23 protein-coding genes are annotated in these 23,434 nt (G+C 63.6%); 12 read left to right on the forward strand and 11 right to left on the reverse strand.

Going from position 1 to position 23,434, the window contains the following annotated elements:
• Both NDI54_RS14715 and NDI54_RS14720 read left to right on the forward strand, forming a co-directional pair.
• Positions 1-1,074, forward strand: a complete 1,074-nt coding sequence (locus NDI54_RS14715) for a methionine synthase (protein WP_310897193.1) — start codon at positions 1-3, stop codon at positions 1,072-1,074.
• Positions 1,075-1,705: 631 nt separating this feature from the next.
• Positions 1,706-2,218 (forward strand): HTH domain-containing protein, encoded by a 513-nt coding sequence (locus NDI54_RS14720; protein WP_310897194.1) that lies wholly within the window; start codon positions 1,706-1,708, stop codon positions 2,216-2,218.
• Here the strand turns inward: NDI54_RS14720 and NDI54_RS14725 are convergent.
• Genes NDI54_RS14725 through NDI54_RS14735 form a run of 3 tightly spaced genes read right to left on the reverse strand, consistent with a single transcriptional unit; the run spans position 2,215 to position 5,511 of the window.
• Positions 2,215-3,348, reverse strand: a complete 1,134-nt coding sequence (locus NDI54_RS14725) for an ABC transporter permease (RefSeq protein ID WP_310897195.1) — start codon at positions 3,346-3,348, stop codon at positions 2,215-2,217. The genes NDI54_RS14720 and NDI54_RS14725 overlap by 4 nt on opposite strands.
• The gene (locus tag NDI54_RS14730; protein WP_310897196.1) at positions 3,338-4,021 is read right to left on the reverse strand and encodes an ABC transporter ATP-binding protein; all 684 of its coding nucleotides are present in this window, start codon (positions 4,019-4,021) and stop codon (positions 3,338-3,340) included. The genes NDI54_RS14725 and NDI54_RS14730 overlap by 11 nt, the downstream gene beginning before the upstream one ends.
• Complete coding sequence (locus NDI54_RS14735; protein ID WP_310897308.1) at positions 4,018-5,511, reverse strand: COG1361 family protein; 1,494 nt, start codon at positions 5,509-5,511, stop codon at positions 4,018-4,020. The genes NDI54_RS14730 and NDI54_RS14735 overlap by 4 nt, the downstream gene beginning before the upstream one ends.
• Positions 5,512-5,679: 168 nt before the next feature.
• Here NDI54_RS14735 and NDI54_RS14740 point away from each other — a divergent pair, with 168 nt between their 5' ends.
• A complete protein-coding gene (locus tag NDI54_RS14740) occupies positions 5,680-6,558 on the forward strand; it encodes a carbohydrate kinase family protein (RefSeq protein WP_310897197.1) in 879 nt (292 codons plus the stop codon).
• Here the strand turns inward: NDI54_RS14740 and NDI54_RS14745 are convergent.
• Together NDI54_RS14745 and NDI54_RS14750 are read right to left on the reverse strand one after the other, a co-directional pair.
• Positions 6,555-7,571 carry a phosphotransferase family protein gene (locus tag NDI54_RS14745; RefSeq protein ID WP_310897198.1) on the reverse strand — a complete coding sequence of 339 codons (1,017 nt, stop codon included), beginning with the start codon at positions 7,569-7,571 and terminating at the stop codon, positions 6,555-6,557. The genes NDI54_RS14740 and NDI54_RS14745 overlap by 4 nt on opposite strands.
• 68 nt (positions 7,572-7,639) lie before the next feature.
• Positions 7,640-8,827, reverse strand: a complete 1,188-nt coding sequence (locus NDI54_RS14750; RefSeq protein ID WP_310897199.1) for a sensor histidine kinase — start codon at positions 8,825-8,827, stop codon at positions 7,640-7,642.
• A 122-nt stretch (positions 8,828-8,949) separates the two neighbouring features.
• Between NDI54_RS14750 and NDI54_RS14755 the strand changes: the two genes are divergently transcribed.
• Positions 8,950-10,107: a dihydropteroate synthase gene (locus tag NDI54_RS14755; protein ID WP_310897200.1), complete on the forward strand. Its 1,158-nt coding sequence runs from the start codon at positions 8,950-8,952 to the stop codon at positions 10,105-10,107.
• Positions 10,108-10,237: 130 nt separating this feature from the next.
• Here the strand turns inward: NDI54_RS14755 and NDI54_RS14760 are convergent, their stop codons facing one another.
• Positions 10,238-10,891 (reverse strand): TrkA family potassium uptake protein, encoded by a 654-nt coding sequence (locus NDI54_RS14760; protein ID WP_310897201.1) that lies wholly within the window; start codon positions 10,889-10,891, stop codon positions 10,238-10,240.
• Between the two features lie 3 nt (positions 10,892-10,894).
• Positions 10,895-12,349, reverse strand: a complete 1,455-nt coding sequence (locus NDI54_RS14765; RefSeq protein ID WP_310897202.1) for an APC family permease — start codon at positions 12,347-12,349, stop codon at positions 10,895-10,897.
• A gap of 212 nt (positions 12,350-12,561) precedes the next feature.
• Between NDI54_RS14765 and NDI54_RS14770 the strand changes: the two genes are divergently transcribed.
• Positions 12,562-13,215 (forward strand): potassium channel family protein, encoded by a 654-nt coding sequence (locus NDI54_RS14770; RefSeq protein ID WP_310897203.1) that lies wholly within the window; start codon positions 12,562-12,564, stop codon positions 13,213-13,215.
• Between the two features lie 120 nt (positions 13,216-13,335).
• On the opposite strand, the gene NDI54_RS14775 is transcribed toward NDI54_RS14770, so the two are convergent.
• A complete protein-coding gene (locus NDI54_RS14775; RefSeq protein ID WP_310897204.1) occupies positions 13,336-14,016 on the reverse strand; it encodes a haloacid dehalogenase type II in 681 nt (226 codons plus the stop codon).
• Positions 14,017-14,133: 117 nt separating this feature from the next.
• Between NDI54_RS14775 and NDI54_RS14780 the strand changes: the two genes are divergently transcribed.
• Together NDI54_RS14780 and NDI54_RS14785 are read left to right on the forward strand one after the other, a co-directional pair.
• The gene (locus NDI54_RS14780; protein WP_310897205.1) at positions 14,134-14,415 is read left to right on the forward strand and encodes a DUF433 domain-containing protein; all 282 of its coding nucleotides are present in this window, start codon (positions 14,134-14,136) and stop codon (positions 14,413-14,415) included.
• Positions 14,416-14,428: 13 nt separating this feature from the next.
• The gene (locus NDI54_RS14785) at positions 14,429-14,755 is read left to right on the forward strand and encodes a DUF5615 family PIN-like protein (RefSeq protein ID WP_310897309.1); all 327 of its coding nucleotides are present in this window, start codon (positions 14,429-14,431) and stop codon (positions 14,753-14,755) included.
• An 86-nt stretch (positions 14,756-14,841) separates the two neighbouring features.
• On the opposite strand, the gene NDI54_RS14790 is transcribed toward NDI54_RS14785, so the two are convergent.
• Positions 14,842-15,174, reverse strand: coding sequence for a DMT family transporter (locus tag NDI54_RS14790; protein WP_406600191.1), 333 nt, complete (start codon positions 15,172-15,174; stop codon positions 14,842-14,844).
• 252 nt (positions 15,175-15,426) lie between these two features.
• Here NDI54_RS14790 and NDI54_RS14795 point away from each other — a divergent pair, with 252 nt between their 5' ends.
• A complete protein-coding gene (locus NDI54_RS14795; RefSeq protein WP_310897207.1) occupies positions 15,427-16,425 on the forward strand; it encodes a TIGR04024 family LLM class F420-dependent oxidoreductase in 999 nt (332 codons plus the stop codon).
• A gap of 15 nt (positions 16,426-16,440) precedes the next feature.
• On the opposite strand, the gene NDI54_RS14800 is transcribed toward NDI54_RS14795, so the two are convergent.
• Positions 16,441-17,133 (reverse strand): 6-hydroxymethylpterin diphosphokinase MptE-like protein, encoded by a 693-nt coding sequence (locus NDI54_RS14800; protein ID WP_310897208.1) that lies wholly within the window; start codon positions 17,131-17,133, stop codon positions 16,441-16,443.
• Positions 17,134-17,472: 339 nt separating this feature from the next.
• Between NDI54_RS14800 and NDI54_RS14805 the strand changes: the two genes are divergently transcribed.
• Positions 17,473-18,927 carry an alpha,alpha-trehalose-phosphate synthase (UDP-forming) gene (locus tag NDI54_RS14805; RefSeq protein ID WP_310897209.1) on the forward strand — a complete coding sequence of 485 codons (1,455 nt, stop codon included), beginning with the start codon at positions 17,473-17,475 and terminating at the stop codon, positions 18,925-18,927.
• 23 nt (positions 18,928-18,950) lie between these two features.
• On the opposite strand, the gene NDI54_RS14810 is transcribed toward NDI54_RS14805, so the two are convergent.
• Positions 18,951-19,796 carry a DUF7537 family lipoprotein gene (locus NDI54_RS14810; protein WP_310897210.1) on the reverse strand — a complete coding sequence of 282 codons (846 nt, stop codon included), beginning with the start codon at positions 19,794-19,796 and terminating at the stop codon, positions 18,951-18,953.
• A 196-nt stretch (positions 19,797-19,992) separates the two neighbouring features.
• Here NDI54_RS14810 and NDI54_RS14815 point away from each other — a divergent pair, with 196 nt between their 5' ends.
• The 3 genes from NDI54_RS14815 (at position 19,993) to NDI54_RS14825 (ending at position 23,355) form a co-directional block, all read left to right on the forward strand.
• Complete coding sequence (locus NDI54_RS14815; RefSeq protein WP_310897211.1) at positions 19,993-21,054, forward strand: polymer-forming cytoskeletal protein; 1,062 nt, start codon at positions 19,993-19,995, stop codon at positions 21,052-21,054.
• A 127-nt stretch (positions 21,055-21,181) separates the two neighbouring features.
• Complete coding sequence (locus tag NDI54_RS14820; protein ID WP_310897212.1) at positions 21,182-22,141, forward strand: nucleoside hydrolase; 960 nt, start codon at positions 21,182-21,184, stop codon at positions 22,139-22,141.
• 131 nt (positions 22,142-22,272) lie between these two features.
• Positions 22,273-23,355, forward strand: coding sequence for a M24 family metallopeptidase (locus NDI54_RS14825; RefSeq protein ID WP_310897213.1), 1,083 nt, complete (start codon positions 22,273-22,275; stop codon positions 23,353-23,355).
• The last annotated feature ends 79 nt before the right edge of the window (positions 23,356-23,434 follow it).

Here is a 23,434-nt window from a genome sequence, read left to right on the forward strand (position 1 = left end):
ATGACAGGACCACGAGACCAGTTCAAACCGGCGGATCACCCGAACGACCACTTCCTGCTGACGACCGTCGTCGGCTCCTACCCCAAGCCCAAGTGGCACGACCGTGCCCGTGAGCTGTTCGAGGACGAGGACGCCGACTTCGGCGAGGACGAGTGGGAGGAATCGAAAGACGACGCCTCGCGGCTCATCACCCACGAACACGAGCGCGCGGGCCTCGATGTCATCTGTGACGGCGAGATGCGCCGCAACGAGATGGTCGAGTACTTCGCCCACCGGATCGACGGCTACGAGTTCAACGGCCGCGTGAAGGTGTGGGGCCACAACTACTTCGACAAGCCCAGCGTCGCCGACGAGGTCGAATACGGCGAGCAGTGGCTCGTCGAGGAGTTCGAGTTCACCGACGAGGTCGCCGAGCGCCCGGTCAAGGTCCCGATTACGGGTCCCTACACGCTGGCGAACTGGTCGTTCAACGAAGTGTACGACAGCGAGGAGCAGCTGGCGTACGAGCTTGCGGACCTCGTCAACGAGGAAATCGAGGCGCTGGTCGACGCCGGCGCTCGCTACATCCAGATTGACGAGCCCGCGCTGGCCACGACCCCGGACGACCACGCTATCGTCGGCGAGTGCCTGGAACGCATCGTCGACGAAATCCCCGACGACGTGCGTCTCGGCCTGCACGTCTGTTACGGCGACTATTCGCGGATCTACCCCGAGATCCTGGACTACCCGGTCCACGAGTACGACCTGGAACTCGCCAACGGCGACTACGACCAGCTCGACGTGTTCAAAGACCACGAGTTCACGAAGGACTTCGCCATGGGCGTACTGGACGCCCACACCGCGGAGGTCGAGTCCGTCGAAGAAATCAAGGAGAACATCAAGAAAGGCCTCGAAGTCGTGCCCCCGGAGCGACTCACCGTCTCGCCGGACTGTGGCGTGAAGCTCCTGCCGCGTGAGGTCGCCTACGGCAAGATGGAGAACATGGTGCAGGCAGCCCGTGAAATCGAGGAAGAGCTTGATGCTGGCGAAATCGATGTCGTTGCGAGTGGTGCGGAAGCGCACGCGGACGATTAGCGAGGTCGCGAGCAAGGCGAGCGACCTCGGAACGCGAACGGCGGAGCCGTGAGCAGCGAGACCCCTCGCTCTGCTCGGAGTCTCGAATAGCGAGCGGTGAAACCGCAAGCAACGCGATTTGACCGGAAGCGAGAACCCGTCTCGATTCCAATTTTGTGACACCGGTGGCGCATAACTTCGGCAGCTATCGAAAATTCTCGGGCGCGACGGTGCCTGAAGCGGCAAAAGTAACAGCTAGGCACGGTACTCGAGCCCCGAACCGGTATCTCGCGGGCCTTTCAGAACCGGGACCAGCGAGAGGAGCGGTGGTCGTAACGGGGGTACTTGACCAGCAAGGCCCCGATCCACCAAATATATGTAATCTTATAATTCTGCGAACGCCCGGTTGAAACCGGACGGAACAAACCGCAAATTTATTCGACAATCATCGAACGTATAATCGACCGTGGGTGAAAAATCCTATTAAAATACTAATAGTATAAGGTCCTTCCATAGTCAGGTAAATACCCTATATTGAGGGTATAGAGCTCCGTATAGCAGCGTTTCCTACAAAGGAAAGGATGCTGTATGTTAGCACGCAATTCTGGGAAAGAGTTTTGAGGGTCTCTGGAGAAGCTAGCGACGAGAACCTATGACAGAGGACACACACCTTCGGGCGGAACTGTATCTTCGGGGCGATACCTACGGTACGTTCGACGCACAGCAGCAGGTGCTCAATCGGGTCAAGCGACTGGAGGCAAACGGTGTGTTCAGCGAGTCGATGGTCGCCGGCGAGTGGCAGCGGATCAGGACGATGGCAGAGGACAAGCGGTCGGAAGCCATCAAGACCTACGAGGAGTTTCAGGACTGGGCGGACCGGAACGGCCACTCGCTCACCCCGGCGTTCGAGCGGCGGACCCGAAGCTACGTCGGGATGGACCGCATCGACGACGTGGTCGTGTTCCCGGTCGTTTCGCTGGCGATTTACGACGGCGACGACCTGGAGGGCGTGTTCCCGTGCTCGGACGAGGACCGGACCTACACGGTCGGTGACGCGCTGGAGGCCTTCGAGCGCGGTGACAAACACTGGCTCGCACAGTTCGATTCGCTGTCGGTCGACCGGACCGAACCGCTGCTAGAGCCGGGTGTCGAGGCGCTCGTTTAACCGCGCAGTGCGTCGACCGGTTCTTCGCTCGCTGCTTTCCAAGCCGGATACAGCCCGCTGACGATGCTCGTCAGCACCCCAAAGGTGAACGCCGCGCCGACGTACCAGGCGTTTGGCAGCCTGAAGACGGCCATCGCGTCACCGACGGCATAGTGGTTGATCGCGAGCCCGGCACCGATACTCAGAACGACACCGGCGATGCCGCCGAGGAACCCGAGCAGCGTCGCCTCCATCAGCATCACTTTGAGAACGTCTCGCTTCTGGTAGCCGACCGCTCTGAGAACGCCGATTTCTTCCCGGCGCTCGACGGTGGACATCAACATCACGTTGAGGATGGAGATGCCGGCCACCAGCAGCGAAATCGACGCGATGCCGGCGAGGACGGTGTTGATGATCTGGAACTGCTGTTCGATGGTGTCGACGAGAGAGCCCAGTTCTTGAACGAACACCCGTTCCTCGCGCTCGTTGAGCGAATTGCGGATCCCCATGGCCGTTTCGTTGGCCGCCGTACCGGTGGACTCGATGACGTACACTTCCGAGTAGCCGCGCTGGCTGAACGAGTTCGTCGACATGATAACCCGGTTGTCGGGGTTCGTCGAGGAGAACGGCTCGCCTTCTTCGAGCACTGCCTGCACACGGACGTTGGTACCGTTGACAGTGAGCTGACTCCCCGGGTGCAGGTCGTGTTCCTCCGCGACACTCGACCCGACGAGCGCCCCGGTTCGGAACGGCGAGACCCGGCCCTCCTGGGCCTCGTACAACTCGCCCGGATTCTCGACGCCATAGATGGTTTCCCGGACCGGATCGTCCCGATTGTACGACACCGGTTCGACACGCGTCATCACCGGTGCGACGGTTGCTGTCGCACTCGCCTCGCGGCGAATCGCACGGATATCGCGCTCGGTGAGTTCGGTGACGTTCTCGCCCGAGTTCGGGTACACCGTGAGCTGGTTCCCGACATCACCGAGATTCTGGGTAAAGGAGTACTGAAGGGCAACGCCGAACATCCCCAGTGAGGCGATGGCGACGACGCCGATGACGATACCCAGCGAGGCCAGCAGCGAGCGCATCTTCGTCCGCGTGAGGTTGCGCCGCGCCATCAGCGCGGCCGGGAAGAACCTACCCGCCATTCTTCCGTTCCCTCCCGATGGTGCCGTCGACCAGATGGACGGTCCGGTCGACGTATTCGTTGACCAGTTCGTCGTGGGTGACCGCGACGATGGCCACGTCGTCCTCGTCGGCGATGCGGCGGAACTCGTCGAGTATCTGCCGCCCGGTCTCGCTGTCGAGGTTGCCCGTCGGCTCGTCGGCGAGCACGACCTTCGGACTGTTGATGAGCGAGCGCGCGATGGCGACGCGTTGCTTCTGGCCGCCGGAGAGTTCGTCTGGCTTGTGGTCGAGTCGCTCACCGAGTCCGAGCCGCTCCAGGAGCGTTCGAGCCCGTTTCGTGACCCCCGGATCGCTGTCCAACAGCAGCGGGACCTCGACGTTCTCGACGGCAGTCAGCGTCGGCAGGAGGTAGAAATGCTGGAACACGAACCCGATCGTCTGTTTGCGGAGTGAGGTCCGTTTGCTGTCACCGAGTCCGGTCACGTCCTGCCCTTCCAGCAGCACGGTTCCTTCCGTCGGCGTGTCCAGCAGCCCAAGGATGTTTAGCAACGTCGTCTTGCCACTCCCGCTGGGTCCCATGATCGAGACGAACTCGCCGGGCTCGAGAGCGAAATCGATGCCCGCCAGTGCGTACAGGGTCTGGCCGCCGGTGCGGTAGCGCTTGACCAGTCCCTGTGCGTCGATGACCGTCATACCTCGATATCGTCGTCACCGCGGCGGTACCGGCGCACGAGGACACCGACGACGACCAGCAGTGCCAGCCCGCCGGCGACGAACACCGGCAGCATGCTGTTCTGGTCTCCGCCCTCGTTGTTGCTGTCCTGATCCGGTTGCTGTGCCGAGCCGCCCATCTGATTGATAGCCACATCGAACCGCTGTGTCTTGCGCGTGTCGTCAACGAGGTACGTTACCTCCAGTGGCACCGACGTGGCGTTGCCCTCCGTGCGGGCGTACACGCTGAAGGAGACGAAGTCGCTGTCCGGGACCGTGCCGACGAAGTAATCGCGGTTCGGCGTGGCCGGCGTTACCGTTTCGGTATTGACGACGCTGACGAGGACGCTATCGGCGTCCGTCGATCCGACGTTGCTTGCACTCCCCGAGATCTGGAGCCTGCCGCCCTGTCTGATGACATCGAGGCCGGTGAGATCTATCGTCCCTGGAACCGACCGGATCGTCGTTTCGGTACTGGTCTGCTGTGTCTCAGACCCGAGGTCGTAGTTGGCCGAGACAGTGGCATCTGCACGCGGTTCCTCCATGGTAGCGTTCAGCCGCACCTGGCGAGTCGTACTGGCTGAGACGTTCTCAAGTAGCACGCGCTGGAACGTCGCGTTTTCCGAGTCTGCCGCGACCATAACGTCCGTGATCGGGGCGTTGGCCCCGTTTGAGACGGCGACTCGCAGTGCGCGGTCGGTGCCGCTACCGACTGCGGTGGTGTCGAGTTCGACACTGTTGCGGAGCGGATCCGACTCGATATCCGTCGTTCGGGTCGTGTTACGCGTGGTGTCGCCAGCAATCGTGTATCTGAGTGTCGCGGTCAGCGAGTGCTCGCCGGCGGAGTCGGGCCGGAATCGGAACGGGGCAGTGATCGACCCGTTCTCCGCGATGCTGGATTCGACCGTTCGGCTCTGGGTCATCTCGACGCCGTCTCCCGCAACGACGACTTCGACGTTCGTTATCCGAGAGTCGAGGCCGTTTGCGACCGTGACTTCGCCGCTGGATTCGATGCCGGCGACGGAGTCGTTGACCGAGATATCCATCTGCGGGTGCCGCTCCTGCACGTTCAGTTTCACCGGGTATCTGAGTTGGATGTTGTCGCCGTTCCCGCGGTCGAGACCGTACACGATGACACGGAGGTCCTTCGTTCCGGACGATTCAAACGAGGCAGTCAGGGGCACTTCGAGCGTGCTGCCCGGCGAAATCGAACCCAGATCCGAGACGCGTTCGTACTCCGTGATACCGCTCCCACCCGCTTTTCGGATCGCAATATCGTTGATTGCGAGCGGGGCGTCGCTGTTCTCGAGGTTTCGCACCGTCGTCTCGAACGTCACGGTTTCGCCCGGTGCCGGTGACGACGGCGACACCTCGACGTTCGAAATCGACGCGTTGGCGCTTGCGCCAGCTACCGAGAGCGGAAGCGAGCCGACGACGACCAGACAAGCGAGTGCAATCACACCGCGGCGCATCATGCGATCACCTCTACCTGCCGTAGTCGTCTGCCAGCCCAACCACTCATCGGGAGGACGCTATCGGGGACCGTTACCATGTGCGCCGGTCCGTCCCGGTCAATGTTAAATATACTGTATATGCCCCGGTGGGAAACTGCTATCACAGCGCCCCTCCCAGCGGTGAACATGCGTGTCATCTGTGCCGGCCACGTCAACTGGGACGTGACGCTCCACGTCGACCACCTCCCGAAGCCCGACGGCGAGGGGCGCATTACCGACCGGTCACAGTCTAGCGGTGGGAGCGCGGCGAACGTGGCCGTCGCGCTTGCCGGACTCGACGCCAACCCGCTAGTCTTCGGTAGCGTCGGTCCAGACGACCACGGGACCATGGCTCGGCGCGAACTGGCGGCGATAGGCGTCGAGACGCTGCTGGTCGAGGCGGACGCGTCAACGGCGGTGAAGTACCTTATCGTGGACGAGACCGGCGATGTTGTGGTGCTTGGAAACGACGGGGCCAACGAGGCGTTCGAGCCGTCGGATCTCCCGGCGGAAACGCTGGCCGAAGCGGATCACCTCCACCTGACAGGCCAAGACCCCGGAACGGCCGCGGCCCTCGCACGCGACGCCGCAACTGCGGATATTCCAGTGAGCTTCGATCCCGGCCGTCGGCTCCCGTTTCGGGATTACGCTGCGGTGCTCCGACATGCCGATATCCTGTTCTGTAACGACCCGGAGGCCGACCACGCCAGGGACAGCGGGCTTTTCGAGACAGTGCCGACAGTCGTCGTCAAACACGGGAACTGTGGCGCGACGGCGTACACGGACGAGCGGACGATCACAAATTCGGGATATCCCGTCGAACCGGTTGACACTGCGGGCGCGGGGGACGCCTTTGCCGCCGGCTATATTCTCGCCAGCGCACAGGGGAGCGACCCGAAGCGGGCGCTCGCCGTCGCCAACGCGTGTGGCGCGCTCGCAACCCGGTCGACCGGCGCACAGGCGTCGCTCGACTGGGAATCAGTATGGAAACTGGTCGACGGCGGGCAACCCCCTGAGACGCCCTAATCCGCCTTGATCTCCTCGACGAGTCGCTCGAACTGCTGCCGGTACTGGGCTTCGGCGCGAGCGACAGCCAGACCCGATTCGTCGGCGAAGACGGCCTCGAAGCCGGCCATCCGCCACAGGAGCGTCGAGAGCTGATACAGGGGCCGTCGCCGCTCGTACCCCTCGTCAAACGCCATCGGGCGCATCTCCTGATACCCCTCGCGGAACACCGTCCGGAGCGAGTCACGCAGTTCCGGGTCCTGAAACGACGAGTCGATGAAGAGGAATTCCGTCTGTGCGAGGTTGTACTCGGGCAGCGCCGCGAGCACGTCCTGCCAGTCGAGGACGGCCGTAATCGGCTCCTCCGCCGACGGGTCGAACATCAGGTTCGCCGGCCGGAAGTCGTCGTGTACCAGACGGGGGACACCGTCTTCCGGCACCATCTCCAGGGCCGGCTCGATGCAGTCCCGTGCTCGCTCGGTCAGATCCTCGAAGGGCGTTCCCTCGAGGTGTGCGAGGTGGGACCTGGTGAGAGTCTCGAAATATTCCCGCCAGTTGCCCATCCAGTCTTGCACGATGATTCGGTCGTCGTGGAGCTTGAGCCGACCGAACGCCTCGAACCCGATCTCGGAGTGCATATCGCCGAGGATCCGGCCGGCCTGTGCTAGCACCCGCTCGCGGTCCGCGGTCGAGAGGCCGGCGAACTCCTCGGCCAGGTTCTCGCCGTGGATGCGCTCGGTGACGAAATACGGCGGCACGTCGGCGTCGGGGTCGTCCTCGTAGACGAGGATGCGTGGAACGGGGACATCGGTCCGACTGGCGACGAAATCGTGGAGGCAGGGCTCGACGGCGAACGGGACATCGCCCGGCGGCTTGAACTTCACCACCACCTCGTACCCCTCGCCGTTGTGACGCAGCGTCACCATGTAGACATCGCTCTGGTGACCCCCGCCCGGCGTCTCGAACCGGAACCCCTCGTAGTCCGGGCCCGACTCGTTCAGCACGGCTTCGATAGCCTGTTCCGGAGTCTGCACTGAGGTACCGTTTCGGCGGCGTGCAAATAAATCTGTCAATCCCGTCGGCGACAGCGACGCTGCCCGCGTCACCAGGAGTGGAACGGCGAGACCGGTTTGGTGCCGTCCGTTATTTCGAAGCGTGCGCCGCCGGCCCTGCTCTCGGTCACCGAGAGGTCCCAGCCGTGGGCGTCGGTGATCTGTGCGACGATAGAGAGGCCGAGGCCGCTGTCTCCGGTTGATAGCCGGTCGACCGACAGCACGTCCGCCAGTTTGTCCGGCGAGAGTCCGGGCCCGTCGTCGGCGACGTAGAAACCCGTCACTCGGTCGGTGTCTTGCTCACCGACGGTCCCTGTCTCGGCTGTGTCGTCCTCGACAATCGGGCCGACCCAGACGGTCACGTCCTCGCCTGCGTGGTCCGCCGCGTTCCGAAAGAGATTCTCGAACACCTGTTTGAGCCGGGTCTCGTCGCCGAACACCGGTATCGACGCCTCGACGGTCAGCGTCGCATCGCCCGTCCTGGCCATCCCCCAGGTCCGTTCCGCGAGGGTCCCGAGGGCAACGACAGTTCGCTCGTCGACGGTGTACCCTTCTCTGGCGAGCGTCAGCAGGTCGTCGATGAGCGTTTCCATACGAGCGACCCCCGCTTCCGCGTCTTCGAGATGGGATAGCTCGCCGGTCTGGCGTGCGAGTTCGAGCCGTCCCTTGACGACGTGGATGGGGTTCCGCAGGTCGTGGGAGACGACACCGATGAACCGCTCCATCCGGTCGCGCTGGACGCGGAGGTCGTGCTCGCGCTCGGCTTTCTGCAACGCGGCCTGAACATGTGTCGCGTACATCCGGGCGAGCCGGATCGTCTCGTCGTCGAACTCGACCGCAGCGAGCGAGCCGATGTTGATGACGCCGTAGTCGTCGATGGGGAGGATGATCTCGCTGCTGACGGGCGAATCCGCGTTGTACTGGCTCCGTTCGGCGTCGAGTTCGGAGTACGTCCGCACCTCGTCCTGTTCGAACGCCTCCCAGGAGAGGCTGTTACCTGGACGGTAGGTGACCGACCAGTCGAACACTTCGTCCGCTCGCTCTGTCGACGCCGCCAGCTGGAGTTCCGAGGCGTCGCTGTCGTACAGCCACAGCGCACCGAGAGCGACATCGAATACCGACGGGATCTCCGAAATCGCTATTTCACAGATTTCCCTCTCGGACTCCGCGGCCATCAACCGCTGTGTTACATTCTCGAATGAATCGAGGTCGAACGCGACCAGTGACTCCCCACCCATCCCGTATAATTCATGCAAGATAGTACATAAAGTCAGGTGATCCGGTATCACTGAAAGTGAACGTGGGAGTGCGCCCCGCCGATGTCGCGGGGTCTTTGTATCCACAGTCCTCACGAAGCGGTATGCGTACGGTCGAAATCGACGGCCTCCCGGTTGGCGACGGCCACCCGACTCGCGTCATGAGCGTGCTGAACATGAGTTCGAACTCCGGGTACAAGCCGAGCGTGTATCTGGACCCCGAGGAGGCCGCCGACGCCATCGAGGAGAACCTCCTCCCGGCCGGCGCGGACATCATCGATGTCGGACTCCAGTCGGCCAATCCCAAATACGAGTCCAAGCCAGTCGAGATGGAGAAAGACCGGCTCGAAGAGGTCGCGCCGCTTGTCGACGAACTCGACGCCGACGTGCCCCTCTCGCTCGAAACTCGGTACGCCGAGGTCGCCGAGGAAGCCATCGGATACGGCTTCGACCTCATCAACGACGTGTGTGGCTTCGCCGACCCGGACATGAAAGGCGTCGTGGAGGACCACGATATGCCGGTCGTGAAGATGGCCAGCCCACCGGACCTGGCCCGCCCCGGCGCGCTGAAGACCATCGACGATATCTTCGAGGCGCTCCAGCGGGACGGCTTTACCGACAAAACCATCATCGACCCCGCGTTCGGCGGCTGGTACGACGGCAAGGAGTTCGCGGACAACTGGGAGATGTTCCGCCGCCTCCGAGAGTTTCGCGCCTTCGGCCGGCCGATGCTGACCGCGACCAACCGCGAGGACTTCCTGGGCGACCTGGCCGACCAGCCCGAGACGGAGAATCAGCTTGCCGTTTCGCTGGCTGCGGCGACGATGGAAGCCGAACGCGGCTCACACATCATCCGTACCCACGACACCCGCGAGACCTACGACGCGGTCAAGGTCGCCGACGCGCTCGGCGACGAGCGAACGACCCGCGCCGAAACTGCGTCCGGCCCCACTGTCGCGGAACTGACCGACGTGACGCTGCGCGAGGTGGCTCGCAATCAGGCCCTCGGCGAGACGGTCGCCGGCGAGACCGACGACGGCGCGACGCTGACGTTCCTGCTCGGCGACCTGACCGACGACGCCCGCGCGAGCCTCCGAGCCGTCGCCGAGGTGACCGACGTGGTACTGGTCGAGAAAGACAGCGGCGGGCTCTACGTCGGCGGCTCCGCGGCCGCGCTGAAGGTCGTCACCGACAGCCTCGCCGAAGACGGCCATCGGGAACTCGCCGGCGAACTCCGAACGTCGCTGTCCCGGCGCGTGTAGGGGGCGGCTGGTCCGGACGACAGCGACAAATTTTCACACAGCCCGGTGCAACAATACTGACCGTCGGTGGCTGTTCATCGGAACGAGCACGCGCTTCTCTCTACGATGGAACAGGACCGACCATGGGTCACTAGCCGCGCATCAGATTCAGTACCTCATCGACGACATTGGGTTCGACAGCAATGACGTATCTGCTGCCTGGTCGCAGGGTCGTGTCCGCACGAGCGATCCGTTCACCGTTATCGTCGGACACAACGAGGGTCCCCTCGGGAAAGCGTACGTCTGAGAGGGGTTTCCCGGCGGCCGGGGCGCCGTCAGCGACGCGGATGAGCATGATATCGAGGGTGCCCGTCACGTCGGCAAGCGTCTGGACATCACTCCCCAGGATTTCGTTGGCTGCCACCCTCGAACCGGCCCGTTCCGGGAAGACGACCGCGTCGACAAACCGGGTGTATGCCTCCCCGCCTGTGCGGTCGATACGCGCTACTGTCCGGATGTCAGGCGTCAACTCCGCAGCGGCTAAACAGACTGCGAGATTCAGTCCGGTCTCACCGGTAAGCGCGGCAACAACGTCCGCTCGCTCGATACCTGCCTGTGCGATGATATCCGGATTCGTTGCGTCACCCTGAATAACCGTCGCCATCCACTGATCGGCGATCTCCGATACCATCCGCTCATCGCGTTCGATAATCGTCACATCGTGGCCGTGGTCGGCGAGTATCTCGGCTGTTTGGAAGCCGACGCGTCCACCGCCTGCGATGATGATGTCGAGGGTGCTAGTCATAGGTTAATCTTCAGCTCCTGGTGTTATGTCGGTGTTGTCAGTCGCCGGTTCGCTTTCCGACCGCTTCTTTGCCTGGTTGAGAGCGAAATACGCAAGCGCGCCGAGCAGAATCCAGGCCGTGCTGAGTGCCAGCGCCAACGGATCCGTTCGGAGCAGGAACTCTATCAGCACTCCCGTCAAAAGCAGATTGAGTCCGATACCGATTATCGGTGGCGCCGGGTAGAACGGCATCTCGTACGGTCGATTCATGTTCGGTCGCTCCCTGCGGAGTCTGATGACGGCGACGTTGACAATGATGAACGAGAGCAGAAAGAACAGGCTCGACATGTTGCCGGCGCTCTGGGTCGGCAGTGCGACCGAGCCAAGCATCACGACCGCGCTGGCGAGGATTGCGACGAACGGCGTCCCATAGCGGTGGTGAATCTGTCCAATCGAAGGGAGTAACTGCCCTTCACGACCCATCGAGAATGCCACGCGTGAGGACGCGATGACGACCGCGTTGAGGGCGGTGAGTGTCGAGAACACGGCTCCAAAGACGATGAGTGCGCCGCCGTTCTGGATGATCGGCAATCCGGTCGGCATGAACGATGTCGCTGCCGTGGCGATGCCTGCCTCGCCGGCGTCGGCGAGTCCTTGAGCCCCGAGCGTGCCGACAGCGACCGTCACAACTGCGAGATAGACGACAACCGTCACGGCGAGACTGATGAAAATCGCTTTCGGGATGTTTTCGCGCGGGTTCTGTACTTCCTCCGTGACGGTAGTGATGAGGTCGTATCCCTCGAAGGCGATGAAGGTGAGCCCCATTGCCGGGAGGACCGCGGCGGCTCCGCTTCCCTGCGGAAATAGCGGCTGGAATTCGGCGCCGGAGAACATCGGTGATGCGAGCCCGAACGCGACGAACACCACCAGAATAGAGACTTTGATGATGGTGAAGATCGTTTCGACACTCCCACTGGCGGCCGTCGAGACGGCGTTGAGCGCCACGAGGCCGAGTACCGCCACGAACGCCAGTAGAAAGGCAAGCGGGAGCGTTGCATCAACGACTGGAACCGCAACAGCACCGACCTGCTCCGGTGGCGGAACCACACCGTAGACGTGCAGCAATTCGAGAAAGTTCGGTGCAAAGCCCAGTGCGTACAGCGCCCCCGCAATCATGTAGGCAAACCAGAGCATCCAGCCCATGATGAACGAGGCGAAGTCGTCGAATATCTCCCGGACGAAGGCGTATCCACCGCCGCTTTTCGGAATCGATGCGGCGAGTTCCGCATACGAAAGTCCGGTGAACGCCGTAACGACGCCGTTCAATGCGAAGACGAGTATCGCGGCTGGACCAGCGATTTCGGCGGCCAGTCCTGTCAGCACGAAAATACCCGCCCCGATCATCGCACCCATCCCGATCATCGTCGCGTCAAGCAACCCCAGTTCGGCCTCGGGTGACCGAGTTTGGCTCTTACTCATTGTGTCCCGTTTTTATTCGGTGTGCCATCCATCGTACGCCGTATGCACTTTCTGCGATCCATTTAATTACCGAGGGAAGTTCTTCTATTGTAAGAACGGTGATTGGATTTCTTAAAAGCGTATCATAGCCGGTCTCCGGCACAATAGGTGGTATTTTCGACCCGTTAGAATCGCCGGGGCATTGAAGATGACGTGTTTTCAACAATACTACAATGGGCCGGACAAAGCGCTTCGTCATCGCCGGTGGCGGCCGTGTCGGGAAACAGACCGCCGAGAATCTCGCGGAACAGGGTCACGACGTACTGCTAATCGAATCCGACGAGGAGCGTGTTGAGACGTTGTCCGATGCGTACATCGGTCCCGTTATCCACGGGGACGCCACACGCCCGTCGATTCTAAAGCAGGCCGACCTAGCCGATGCCGACGCCATCGCGGCGCTTACTGACGAACCGGGCACCAACCTCGCAATTTGTATGGAGGCCCAACAGTACGCTCCGTCGATTCGGACCATCGCGAGAGCGGAAACGGGGACTGATCAGGAGTATGACGAGGTGGTGGATGCGACGCTGCTACCCGAGTATCTCGGTGGCGACCACGCGGCTGATATACTGACCGGCAAGGACATCCGAACGCTCGTCTATCCGACTGCTGACCTCGATATCATCGAGGTGAGTGTCGCCCCATCGGCCCCCGTTGCAGGGCGTCGCCTCGATGAGATCGCTCTTCCGGCCGGCAGCCTGCTGATTTCGACAGCGGACCGAACAGCACTTGCAGGACCCGAGACGGTTTTGGAACCTGACGAGCGCTATATTCTCGCCGTCGAAACCAATGTGGTCGATGAAGTGTTGAATCTCCTGCGCGGGTAGTAATCTGTTCGGTCCGTTGTCAGAGTTCCGTCCGTTAGCTCGTACTATTTGTTCAGACGGGGTAACGCTCGACCGGCGAAGCAACCGAACCGGACACATCGGCTGTGTTACGTCCGCTTTTCAGACCAGTTCGTCGTGCAGGTCGTGGAACGACTCGATGGTTCGGTCCGGCTCGCCAGCGAAGGCGTCCCACGGGCCGCCGTCGCGGTTGACCCACACGCCCTGCATCCCGGCGTGCATCGCGCCGTACACGTCGAAATAGCCCGCGGTGACGTGGGCGATCTCCTCGATTGGAGTCGCCGTTCGCTCCGCCGCGTGCTGGTACAGTTCCGCCGCCGGCTTGAACATCTGAATTTCGTCGGCGCTGACCGTGTCTTCGAGCAAGCCGCCGATGCCGGCGAAGTCGACCATCGATTCCAGCATCTCGGGGTTGCCGTTCGAGACGACATAGAGGTCGTAGCCCGCGTCGTAGAGTTTGTTCATACCGTCGCGAACGTCGTCGAACACGTCGAGTTCGTGGTAGACCGCGAGGATCTCGTCGCGTTCCTCCGTCGTGATATCGACGCCGTGGGCGTCCAGCGCGTACTGCAAGGCGTCGCGGTTCATCTCGTAAAATGGCTTGTAGGCGTCGATCTGGTTGGCGAGGAAGGTGTAGGCGAGCGAGCGGGAGCGCCAGAGCCGGGAGACGGGCCGGGGGTCGTCAACCCGGTCGGCGAGGGCTTTCTGGGCCGCCTCGACATCGACGATGGTACTGTACGAGTCAAACGTGATTGTCGTCACGCGGTCCGGGTCGAACGGCATAGGCCCCTGTAGAACCGGGTGACTCATATAGCCGGTCGCTGGGTCGGTCGCTCAGCTGGCAGGAACCACAGCGGATTCGACCAGATGTTCAAGTAAGGGGACGCACAACAGAAGAGTATGAGCCAGATGGCACGGCGTATCGTCCGCGAACTCCATGACGAGCCACATCTGGAAGGCCGGCGGATCACCGTCCAATTCATCAGGGCGCAGGTGGAGGAACGGGGGCTCGACCCGCGCACCGTTGCTGACCGACACGACATCGATGTCGCAGATGTCTACCGAGCACTGACGTATTATCACGACAACCCCGAGGAGATGCGTGCCATCGAGCACGACCGACAGTCAGCAGTCGAGGATTACGAGCACTTGACGACCGACCCCGACGATATCACGGACTGAGGGGTTTCGGATACTGGCCGATGAAAACGTCGAGCGGGCGACTGTCACGTATCTCAGAAAGCTCGATCACGATGTCGAATGGGTTCGTGACGTGCCCGAACTCGGCGTCGGCAGTGACGACCCCTCGATTGCCGCCTACGCTGTTTCGGAGCGCCGGCTCATTCTCACCCAAGACGACGATTTCTTTACCGAAATGAGTGTTGACGACACAAACGGCGTCCTCTTTCAGAAAGACCAGACACTCTCGGCCAGAGAGGTCGGAGATATCGTCCACGAACTCTCTCAATATCTGGATCAGACCAATATCACACTGGAGTACGTCAGCCCGAACTGGCTGTAGCGACCGGGGGGTACTGTATCCGAGTGATTCCGTAGCGCTACCGGCGCGATAACCCAATTGCCACGAGTGGGTCACAGTTCGGTTGATCAGTGCGCGGACATCTCGGAGAGGACGTTCACGCAATACACGCCGGCGACGATGAGCAGGATGCCGACGACGCCGGGAACGTCAATAGGTTCATCGAACACGACGATGCCGATGGCGGCCACGCCGACGATCCCTAAGGCGGCCCAGGTACCGTAGACGACGCCGAGAGGGAGGTCCTCCAGTGTCAGCGACACCAGATAGAACGCCAGGCCATAGCCGACGACGACGCCGAGGCTGGGAACCGGCCTGGAGAACCCCTCTGAGAGTTTGAGCGACGTTGTCCCGAGCAGTTCGGATACGATAGCGGCTCCGAGGAGGGCGTACGGATTCACGGGTACATTCGGCGACACTTGTGGACAGATATTAGACATTTCGCCTGCGGTGGCTCGGCTGCTGTATCCTGGGTGCTCCGTGTACGGCCGTCCACCGGGCGAGTGAATAAACCCCGGACAACGGGCCGGACTCCCCCTCGCATGTGGCTTTATCCCGGCAGCGACCCCACTGCGAGCCATGACAGCGGAACATTCGTTTCAGGTCCTGCCCGGAACCGGTTCGGTCGCTGCTCGCTGGACGGAGGACGACAGATGACGGCGCGGGACATGTATCTCCCGGTCGCTGCACAGCCGTCAGTCGACACGCTGGTCGAAATGAGCCAGCAGGCCGAGGACAGCGGCTACGACCGGGTCTGGCTTCCGGAGACGTGGGGGCGGGACGCGGTGACAACACTGACAAGCATCGCCGAGCGCACGTCGACAGTCGGTCTCGGGTCCTCTATCTTGAACGTCTACTCGCGGTCGCCGGCGCTGCTGGGCCAGACCGCGGCGACGCTACACGAAGTCTCGGACGGCCGCTTCCGCGCCGGTGTCGGCCCGTCCGGCCCCATCGTCATCGAGGGCTGGCACGGCAGGGAGTTCGAGCAACCGCTCAAGTACACGCGGGAAGCCGTCGAAATCATGAAGCTGGTACTCTCCGGCGAGTCGGTCGAGTACGACGGGGACATCTTCTCGCTGTCGGGGTTCCGACTTCGCTGTGAACCGCCAGAACCCGCGCCGCCCGTCGACGCCGGCGGACTCGGCCCGAAATCGGTCGAACTGGCCGGGCGCTTCGCCGACGGCTGGCACGCGCTGATGCTGACCGCTGACGGCCTCCGGGATCGACTGGAAGATTTCGAACACGGGGCGGACCTCGGCGACCGCGACCGGGCCGACCAGCGGGTGACGCTGTCCCTGCCATGCTGTGTGATGGATGACCGGGAGCAGGCACGCGAACTGGCCCGCCAACACGTCGCGTTCTACATCGGCGGCATGGGGACGTTCTACCGCGACGCGCTGGCCCGCCAGGGGTACGAGGACACCGCATACGAGATCGCAGAGCAGTGGGGCTCGGGTAATAAGGAGGCCGCTTCCGAGTCCATCGGCGACGACCTGCTTGACAGTATCGCCGTCGCCGGCACGCCCGACGAGTGTCGCGACCGCCTGGCGCGGTTCGAGGCCATCGACGGCGTGGACGCCGTCAACATCTCGTTCCCGCGCGCCGCGGACCGCGCGACCATCGACAGGACAATCGACGTATTAGCGCCCTGAATCCGGCGACTGAAGTCAGTCGCCGCCGACCGGTTCGATGGCGTCGCGTCGCCCGTCGAGCACGTCGAAGCGCTCGCCGCGACGCTGTTCCAGCCAGGAGAGGAGGCGTTCGGCCCACCGGAGTTTTCGGGCTTTTTCCTCGGTCACGGACGGGTCGTCGAAGTCCCAGCCGGGGAACACCAGTGAGTCAGCGCCGAAGTGGTCCGCGAGGAACGCGGCGCGGTCGCCGTCGGTGAAGCCGCCGTAGTTGCGAACCGGCGGGGCGGGGGCCGCCTGCGTCGTCGGCACGACGAACTCGCTGTCGTAGGCTGGCCCGTGTGTCTCCAGTGCCGGGATGTTGTCGCCGTGGGCGTGAACAACGACCGGCGTCCCGTCGGTGGTCAGGTCCCGCCCGGTGTCGGCGTTCTTGTCGAGGTCCGTGACCATGCAGTCGACGGCGACGCCTTCCGCCCGGAGGCGGTCGGTGGCCGTCGACGCCGCAAGAACCACGTCGGCGTCGGCTGCCCGGCCGGCCTCGGCTTCAAGCGACGGGCCAGCCCCGGCGACGGCGACGGTCGCGCCGTCGAGTCCGAGGTCGTCCGGGTCGTACGTCTCGGCGTCGCCGAGCAGGTCGACGAACCGGTCACGGGCCCGTTCGTCGCCGTCGCGGGGATAGCCGAAGTCATCGAGGATAGCCTCGTACACTGGCTCCCAGGTGCGAAACTCCATACCTGTCACCGACCACGCCGTGGACGTGCTTTTGTCTTGTTCACCTGTCCGCAGGAGGAGTAGCGGCTGCCGGATTCGTCTCGAACCGCCACACGACGTAGCTGTCGCTATCCGATTGGTGTCCAGATAAACCGAGTTGAGCCGAAATGGCACGTCCGTGTACCCCTACCCGGGTGCCCTTCCGGCTTTCACCCGTGTCTTTCGAGGCCTCCGGTATAAGTTTTCTCTTACCGTCAGACACAGAGACGGCCCTCACAGTCTGAGACGACTTGTTACGCTGGCCACAGGATTCAGCACCCCACGACAGTCTCAAGGCGGGGCGGTCCGTACCGGGGGCAAATGGGTCCGGAGCTATCGGCGGACGTGCGAGACGGTGCAGTTCCGGACTCGCTCGTAGTCGTCTCGAACCGCGAACCGTACAGCCACGAGCGAGACGACGAGGGGGAGATACGGGTCCAGTCTGCGGCGGGCGGGCTGACAAGCGCGCTCGACCCGGTGATGCAGTCACGGGGCGGCACCTGGGTCGCCTGGGCCAGCGGCGACGCCGATATGGCCGTCGCCGAGGACGGCATCGTCGGGGTTCCGCCATCTGACCCAGTATACGACCTGAAACGCGTCCCGCTCTCGGAGGCGGCGGTGCAGGGCTACTACTACGGCTACGCCAACCAGGTGCTGTGGCCGCTCTGTCACGAAGACACGGGTCGGATGTGGGCCGAGCCTGCCTACTGGGAGCAGTATCGTGCTGTCAACGAGCAGTTCGCCGAAGCCGTCGATACGGTCGCCGACGCGGGTCAGCCGGTCTGGTTTCAGGACTACCACCTGGCCCTGGCCCCCAGACTGGTCCGGGAGCGGCGACCGGACGCGACGCTGTTGCAGTTCTGGCACATCCCCTGGCCTGCACCGTCGGTGTTCAGCCACTGTCCCCACAGCGACGCGCTCCTCGACGGACTGCTGGCCTGTGACGTGATCGGCTTCCACACGGCGGCCTACGCCGAGCAGTTCCTGCGCTGTGTCGACAGCGCGTTCCCGGCAGCGACCGTCGACATCGACACCGGCGGCGTGACGTACAACGGTAGCGAGACGCGGGCAGTCGCGAACCCGCTCGGCGTCGATGTCGAAGCGGTTCGGGACCGGGCTCGGGCCGCTGACGTGGCCGCCATCCGAGACGCCGTGCTGGGCGACAGCCGGTCGAACCCGTCGATTCGGCTCGCGCTCGGCGTCGAACGGCTCGACTACTCGAAGGGCATCCCCGAGCGAATCGAAGCGCTGGCACACCTCTGGGAGCGACGGCCAGACCTGCGCGGAGCGTTTACCTACGTCCAGAAGGCGAGCCGAACGCGGGAGGGAATCGCCGCCTATCGCCGGTACCGGTCGGACGTGCTGGACGCCGTCGAGCGCGTCAACGACCGTTTCGGAACTGACGACTGGCAACCAATCGTCTACACCGAGGCCCAGCTGGACAACGAGACGCTCGCCGGCCTCTACCGGGCGGCAGCAGTCGCGGTCGTGACGCCCCACCGCGACGGGATGAACCTCGTCGCGCACGAGTATCCGACGGCCTGCGTCGACGGCGACGGCGCGCTCGTGTTGAGCGACCTGGCCGGCGCGGCGACGCATCTCGACGGCGCGCTGACGGTCAACCCACACGACATCGCCGGGATTGCCGACGCGGTCGAGGCGGCGCTGGAACTCGACGCAGCGGACGCACGCGACCGACTGGAACGGCTCCAAGACAGCGTCGCGGCGCTCGACAGTTCAGCGTGGGTCGCAAGGCAGTTCAGCGCCCTCAAATGATCGTACTGTCCGACCGTCGCGGCCTATGCCTCCGATAGCCAGTCCGGTTCCGCGACCGTGGTATCGTCGACCTGCGAGACGGAGAGCGACAGCGTCACCGTCACCGGGCGGCCGTCCCGCTCAGTCGTCACGCTGTACTGGAACAACCGGACGACGCCGTCTTCGTCGACGAGGACGGTCGCGCTGGCCGACTGTGTCGTCCCGTTAGCCGAGATGTTTGTCGAGACGGCATCGTCGGCTGCGAAACCGGTGACGTTGCTTCCGGTCGCTTCGAACCGCGAGACGCTGTCACCGTCGACCGTCTCGGTTCCGGCGTAGATCCAGTTGATGTCCGACCCCAGCGACTGCAGCAGTGCGCGGTCGATGACGCTGCTCTCGTTGACGGGCTGGACCTGGCCGTCGTACGGCGGTGTTGCGGAGCGGTAGTCCGTCAACTCCTCGTCACCGCGGGTGAGAATCCGGCGCTCGGCTGTGGCCCCGTTGGCTGTGTAGGTCGTCGTCGCCAGCGTGTCACCGCTGGCCTGGACCAGTTCGCCCGTCGACAGCGACCGCTCGCTCTCGCGGTCGATGGCGACCGTCCGATTGATGAACACCGACCGGTTCTCGCCCTCGCGGACCGTCGAGAGTTGGAACGACAGCAAGGTCGTGAACGAGGCGTTCGACAGCGTCTCGAAGTGGCCGCGCTCGATGGCCGCCGCGTCAAACCCGGACGACCCGGGCGCGGGGCCGTTGGCGTCCGCAGGCGCCGTCGTTACTTCGGCGTCTGTTCCGCCCGTATCCGCCTCTGTGCCGAGCAGCCCGGTACAGCCGGCGGAAGCTGCGAGTAAAAGCACGAGTGCAACCGAGAGATGGCGGCGTTCGAATGGCATACCGGAGCCACTGTATCAGAGAAGTAGTTCGTTATGGCCGTTCAGCTGTCACGTTCCCGCTGTCGGCTGGTTTGCCGGACTGCTCATTGAGTCTGAAGCAGCAGCCATCCGTAACGTGCCGCCCCGTCCGACCAGCGTCAGACGCCCGTCATGCGCTCCATGAGGGTTTAAGACCAACGAAACCGCTAGGTAACCCGTGCCTCTCGGCTCCGACCCGCTGTCCGAACTCGACATTCCTGACGGGACGACCGTCGAGGAACACGACCTGGTAACCGACGGTGATGTCATCGTCGGCGGCCAGTCGACCGTGGAGTTCGGCGTGCGCGGGCGGACGGTCATCGCCGACGAGCGGGTCCGCTTTGGCGGCCACATCGAAGCCGAAGGTGACTGTCGGCTGGACATGTGGTGTGACGTGGCGGACAACGTGCTGGTCGGCGAGGACGCCTACATCGGCGAACGGGTACACATCGGCGGCGAACTCCGCGTTGCCGGCGACCTGGACATCGGCGACGACGTGGACATCGAGAACGGGTTCGAGGCGAACGGCTGGATCGTCATTCGGAATCCGATGCCGACCATCGTCTTCCTGTTCGTCTACCTCTCGCAGCTCCTCCGAATCGGCGAGGAGGACGCGGCCGAGGAAGTAATCAACGAAATGTTAGACGACGGAAGCGACGAGCACGACCCGGTGCTCATTCCACGCGGTGCGAGCGTCTCGGACGACGCCTGGCGCGTCTCGACGCCGGCGACGGTCGGCGACGACTGCCGGCTCCACGGCAACATCCGCGCGAAATCACTCGAAATCGGCCGTGACACGGTCGTCTTCGGGAGCCTCCGCGCGAAAGACGATATCGTGGTCGGCCGAGGCACGGAGATCAAAGGGGACGTGACGACTCGCAGCGGCACCGTCCGCGTCGGTCCAGGGGCGAAGATCTGGGGCGACATCTCGGGGACGGTCGTCGAACTCCACGAGAACGCGACGGTCGACGGGACGATCCGCACCAGCGAGGAGATGCGGATGCACACCGAGACGGTGCTTGACCGGCCCGACGAGTCCGCGGTCGCGATGGCCGAGATGGCCGAATCCCTCGAAGGGGACACTGACACTACGGAGCCATCCACGACACAGCGCGACGACAGTACGGACGACGCTGCCACCGACGACGGGGACACTGCCGATGCGAACGACGCTGACGCTGGCGAAACCGAGGCCGAAGAGTCCGCGGGCACGGACGATACGGCCGAAGCAACGGAGTAGCCGGCCACTAGCGGTCTTTCTCTGGATCGAGAGTCCACCGGACGGCAGCGCTTGGTTTGCCTTTCGGCCAGCTGTGGCACACAGTTGTGACCCGGAACGTCTTTGCTCGGGGTCGAGATGCTGGGGTATGCGACGCGTCATCATCGACACGGACACAGCGGGCGACGACACCCAGGCGATCTTGCTGGCCTGTCTCAGTGACCGGCTCGCCGTCGAGGCGGTCACAGTCGTTGCCGGGAACGTCCCCTTTGACCGGGAGGTCGAGAACGCAAAGTACACACTCGGTCTCGCTGGCTCCCGCGATGTGCCCGTCTACGAAGGCGCGAGACAGCCGCTTGTCAAGGAGTTCGAACACGCGACGTATATCCACGGCGAGGACGGCCTCGGGGGCGACGTGTTCCCCGACACCGGCGTCGAGTCGGCGGCAGGATTCGGCCCCGACGAGATCGTCGAGCGCTGTCGAGCGAACCCAGGGGAAATCACGCTGCTCTGTATCGGCCCGCTCACCAATCTTGCGCTGGCGTACGCCCGCGAACCCGAGCTTCCAGACCTCGTCGACGAGGTGTGGGTGATGGGCGGGAACGTCAACTGCGAAGGGAACGTCACCCCCGCCGCGGAGTTCAATCTCTGGGTCGATCCTGACGCCGCCAAACGCGTGTTCGACGCCTTCGAGGTGACGCTCGTCGACTGGGGCCTGTGTCTCCGGGACGCCGTGTTCGGGCCATCCGAGTTCGAAACCGTCTCGACGTTCGACACTGAACTGGCGTCGTTCTTCGAATCGGTGACCGAGCAGGCCCGGGCGTTCAACAGCGATGGTCCCGACGACCCTGGATGGACGGCACTTCCGGACAGCGTCACCGCCGCGTTGCTGGCGTACCCGGAACTCCGCGAAGCGGAATCGACGTATCACGTCGCGGTGGACGACCGCGAGGGCCTCACCCGTGGATACACCAGCGTCGATGTCAACGGCGTGACCGACGGGGAACCGAACACGCACGTCGTGGAATCGGTCGACAGCGAATCCTTCCAGTCAGTCATGTACTCGCTGCTCCGATCCCGGGACCCTGACGCTGGCCTCTCAGAGTAAGTGGGACGCCGGACGCCCATCTGTGAACGGTGACGAGCCGCAGATACCATCTTCCGGTGGGCTGTCATAGCCGTCCCTGCTGTCGAATGCTCTCCTTGGATTTTACTACGGACCCGTGTCATGTCCGGAGCATGACGCTCACAGACCGTCTCGACCAGTACCTCCAGACAGCAGAACTCGAAGCCGTCTGGTTCGCCCGACCCAACTCCTTCGCGTGGCTCACTGGCGGCGGTGACAACGTCGTCGACCGGGAGGGCGAGGTCGGCGTCGCTGCCGCGGGCTACGACGGCGACGAGATTCGAGTCGTCACCGACAACATCGAAGCGCCGCGGCTGCTCGAAGAGGAACTCGATGGTACTGTCGATATCGAGACCTTCGACTGGCACGCCGAGTCCCTGTCTGGGGCCGTCGCGGAAGCGAGTCCGACCCCGGCGGCGGCGGACTTCGACGTAGCCGGCTTCGAATCGGTCGACGCCACGCAGCTCCGACAGCCCCTGACCGACGCGCAGATCGAGCAGTACCGTGAACTCGGCCGGGACACCGCGGAAGCAGTCGAGACCGTCGCGCGGAACGTGGAGCCGTCCCACACCGAACTCGACGTGACTGCGGGGCTGCGCCGTGAACTCGAAAGCCAAGACATCGCCACGCCAGTCGTACTCGTCGGCAGCGCCGAGCGCGCGCAGTCGTACAGACACTACACCTCGACGGACACCGAACTGGGCGACTACGCGCTCATGTCGGTGACCGCTCAGCGGAACGGCCTGCACGTCAGTACCACCCGCTCGGTCGCGTTTGATCCGCCGGAGTGGTTCGCGGAGCGAACCCGAAAGGCCACCAGAGTAGAAACCTCAGCGCTGGCCGCGACACGGGCAGTCGGTCGGGAGGGCGGCACAGCGGGCGACGTGTTCGCCGCCATCCAGGACGCCTACGCAGAGGTCGGCTGGGAGGGCGAGTGGCGAAACCACCACCAGGGCGGCGCTGCGGGCTTCGCCGGCCGCGAGTGGATCGCCACGCCCGGCCACGAGGCCGAGGTCGTGCTGCCCCAGGGCTACGCCTGGAACCCGACCATCGAGGGCGCGAAAAGCGAGGACACGCACCTCGTCTCCGAGAGCGAGGTCGAACTGCTGTCGACGACCGGCGACTGGCCGACTGAGACGGTGTCGGCGGTCGGGTACGACCTCGAACTTCCGCGACACACCGTGCTGGAACTGTAGCGACGCGCACCCTGCCCGCGTAGAAAATTTACAACGGGTATTGTACGAACCCGTAGGTTTAAGGAAAACGTCAGGCTAC

It is taken from the genome of Haloarcula terrestris, assembly GCF_031624315.1.
Lineage (GTDB): Archaea > Halobacteriota > Halobacteria > Halobacteriales > Haloarculaceae > Haloarcula > Haloarcula terrestris.

What these genes read in the sequence shown, in the direction of transcription:
- NDI54_RS14810 (WP_310897210.1), bottom strand. Translation starts at nt 19,796, where the DNA reads ATGCCATTCGAACGCCGCCATCTCTCGGTTGCACTCGTGCTTTTACTC.
- NDI54_RS14820 (WP_310897212.1), top strand. Translation starts at nt 21,182, where the DNA reads ATGCGACGCGTCATCATCGACACGGACACAGCGGGCGACGACACCCAG.
- NDI54_RS14735 (WP_310897308.1), bottom strand. Translation starts at nt 5,511, where the DNA reads ATGCGCCGCGGTGTGATTGCACTCGCTTGTCTGGTCGTCGTCGGCTCG.
- NDI54_RS14770 (WP_310897203.1), top strand. Translation starts at nt 12,562, where the DNA reads ATGGGCCGGACAAAGCGCTTCGTCATCGCCGGTGGCGGCCGTGTCGGG.
- NDI54_RS14720 (WP_310897194.1), top strand. Translation starts at nt 1,706, where the DNA reads ATGACAGAGGACACACACCTTCGGGCGGAACTGTATCTTCGGGGCGAT.
- NDI54_RS14750 (WP_310897199.1), bottom strand. Translation starts at nt 8,827, where the DNA reads ATGGGTGGGGAGTCACTGGTCGCGTTCGACCTCGATTCATTCGAGAAT.
- NDI54_RS14800 (WP_310897208.1), bottom strand. Translation starts at nt 17,133, where the DNA reads ATGGAGTTTCGCACCTGGGAGCCAGTGTACGAGGCTATCCTCGATGAC.
- NDI54_RS14775 (WP_310897204.1), bottom strand. Translation starts at nt 14,016, where the DNA reads ATGCCGTTCGACCCGGACCGCGTGACGACAATCACGTTTGACTCGTAC.
- NDI54_RS14825 (WP_310897213.1), top strand. Translation starts at nt 22,273, where the DNA reads ATGACGCTCACAGACCGTCTCGACCAGTACCTCCAGACAGCAGAACTC.
- NDI54_RS14780 (WP_310897205.1), top strand. Translation starts at nt 14,134, where the DNA reads ATGAGCCAGATGGCACGGCGTATCGTCCGCGAACTCCATGACGAGCCA.
- NDI54_RS14730 (WP_310897196.1), bottom strand. Translation starts at nt 4,021, where the DNA reads ATGACGGTCATCGACGCACAGGGACTGGTCAAGCGCTACCGCACCGGC.
- NDI54_RS14765 (WP_310897202.1), bottom strand. Translation starts at nt 12,349, where the DNA reads ATGAGTAAGAGCCAAACTCGGTCACCCGAGGCCGAACTGGGGTTGCTT.
- NDI54_RS14795 (WP_310897207.1), top strand. Translation starts at nt 15,427, where the DNA reads ATGACGGCGCGGGACATGTATCTCCCGGTCGCTGCACAGCCGTCAGTC.
- NDI54_RS14715 (WP_310897193.1), top strand. Translation starts at nt 1, where the DNA reads ATGACAGGACCACGAGACCAGTTCAAACCGGCGGATCACCCGAACGAC.
- NDI54_RS14760 (WP_310897201.1), bottom strand. Translation starts at nt 10,891, where the DNA reads ATGACTAGCACCCTCGACATCATCATCGCAGGCGGTGGACGCGTCGGC.
- NDI54_RS14755 (WP_310897200.1), top strand. Translation starts at nt 8,950, where the DNA reads ATGCGTACGGTCGAAATCGACGGCCTCCCGGTTGGCGACGGCCACCCG.
- NDI54_RS14805 (WP_310897209.1), top strand. Translation starts at nt 17,473, where the DNA reads ATGGGTCCGGAGCTATCGGCGGACGTGCGAGACGGTGCAGTTCCGGAC.
- NDI54_RS14725 (WP_310897195.1), bottom strand. Translation starts at nt 3,348, where the DNA reads ATGGCGGGTAGGTTCTTCCCGGCCGCGCTGATGGCGCGGCGCAACCTC.
- NDI54_RS14740 (WP_310897197.1), top strand. Translation starts at nt 5,680, where the DNA reads ATGCGTGTCATCTGTGCCGGCCACGTCAACTGGGACGTGACGCTCCAC.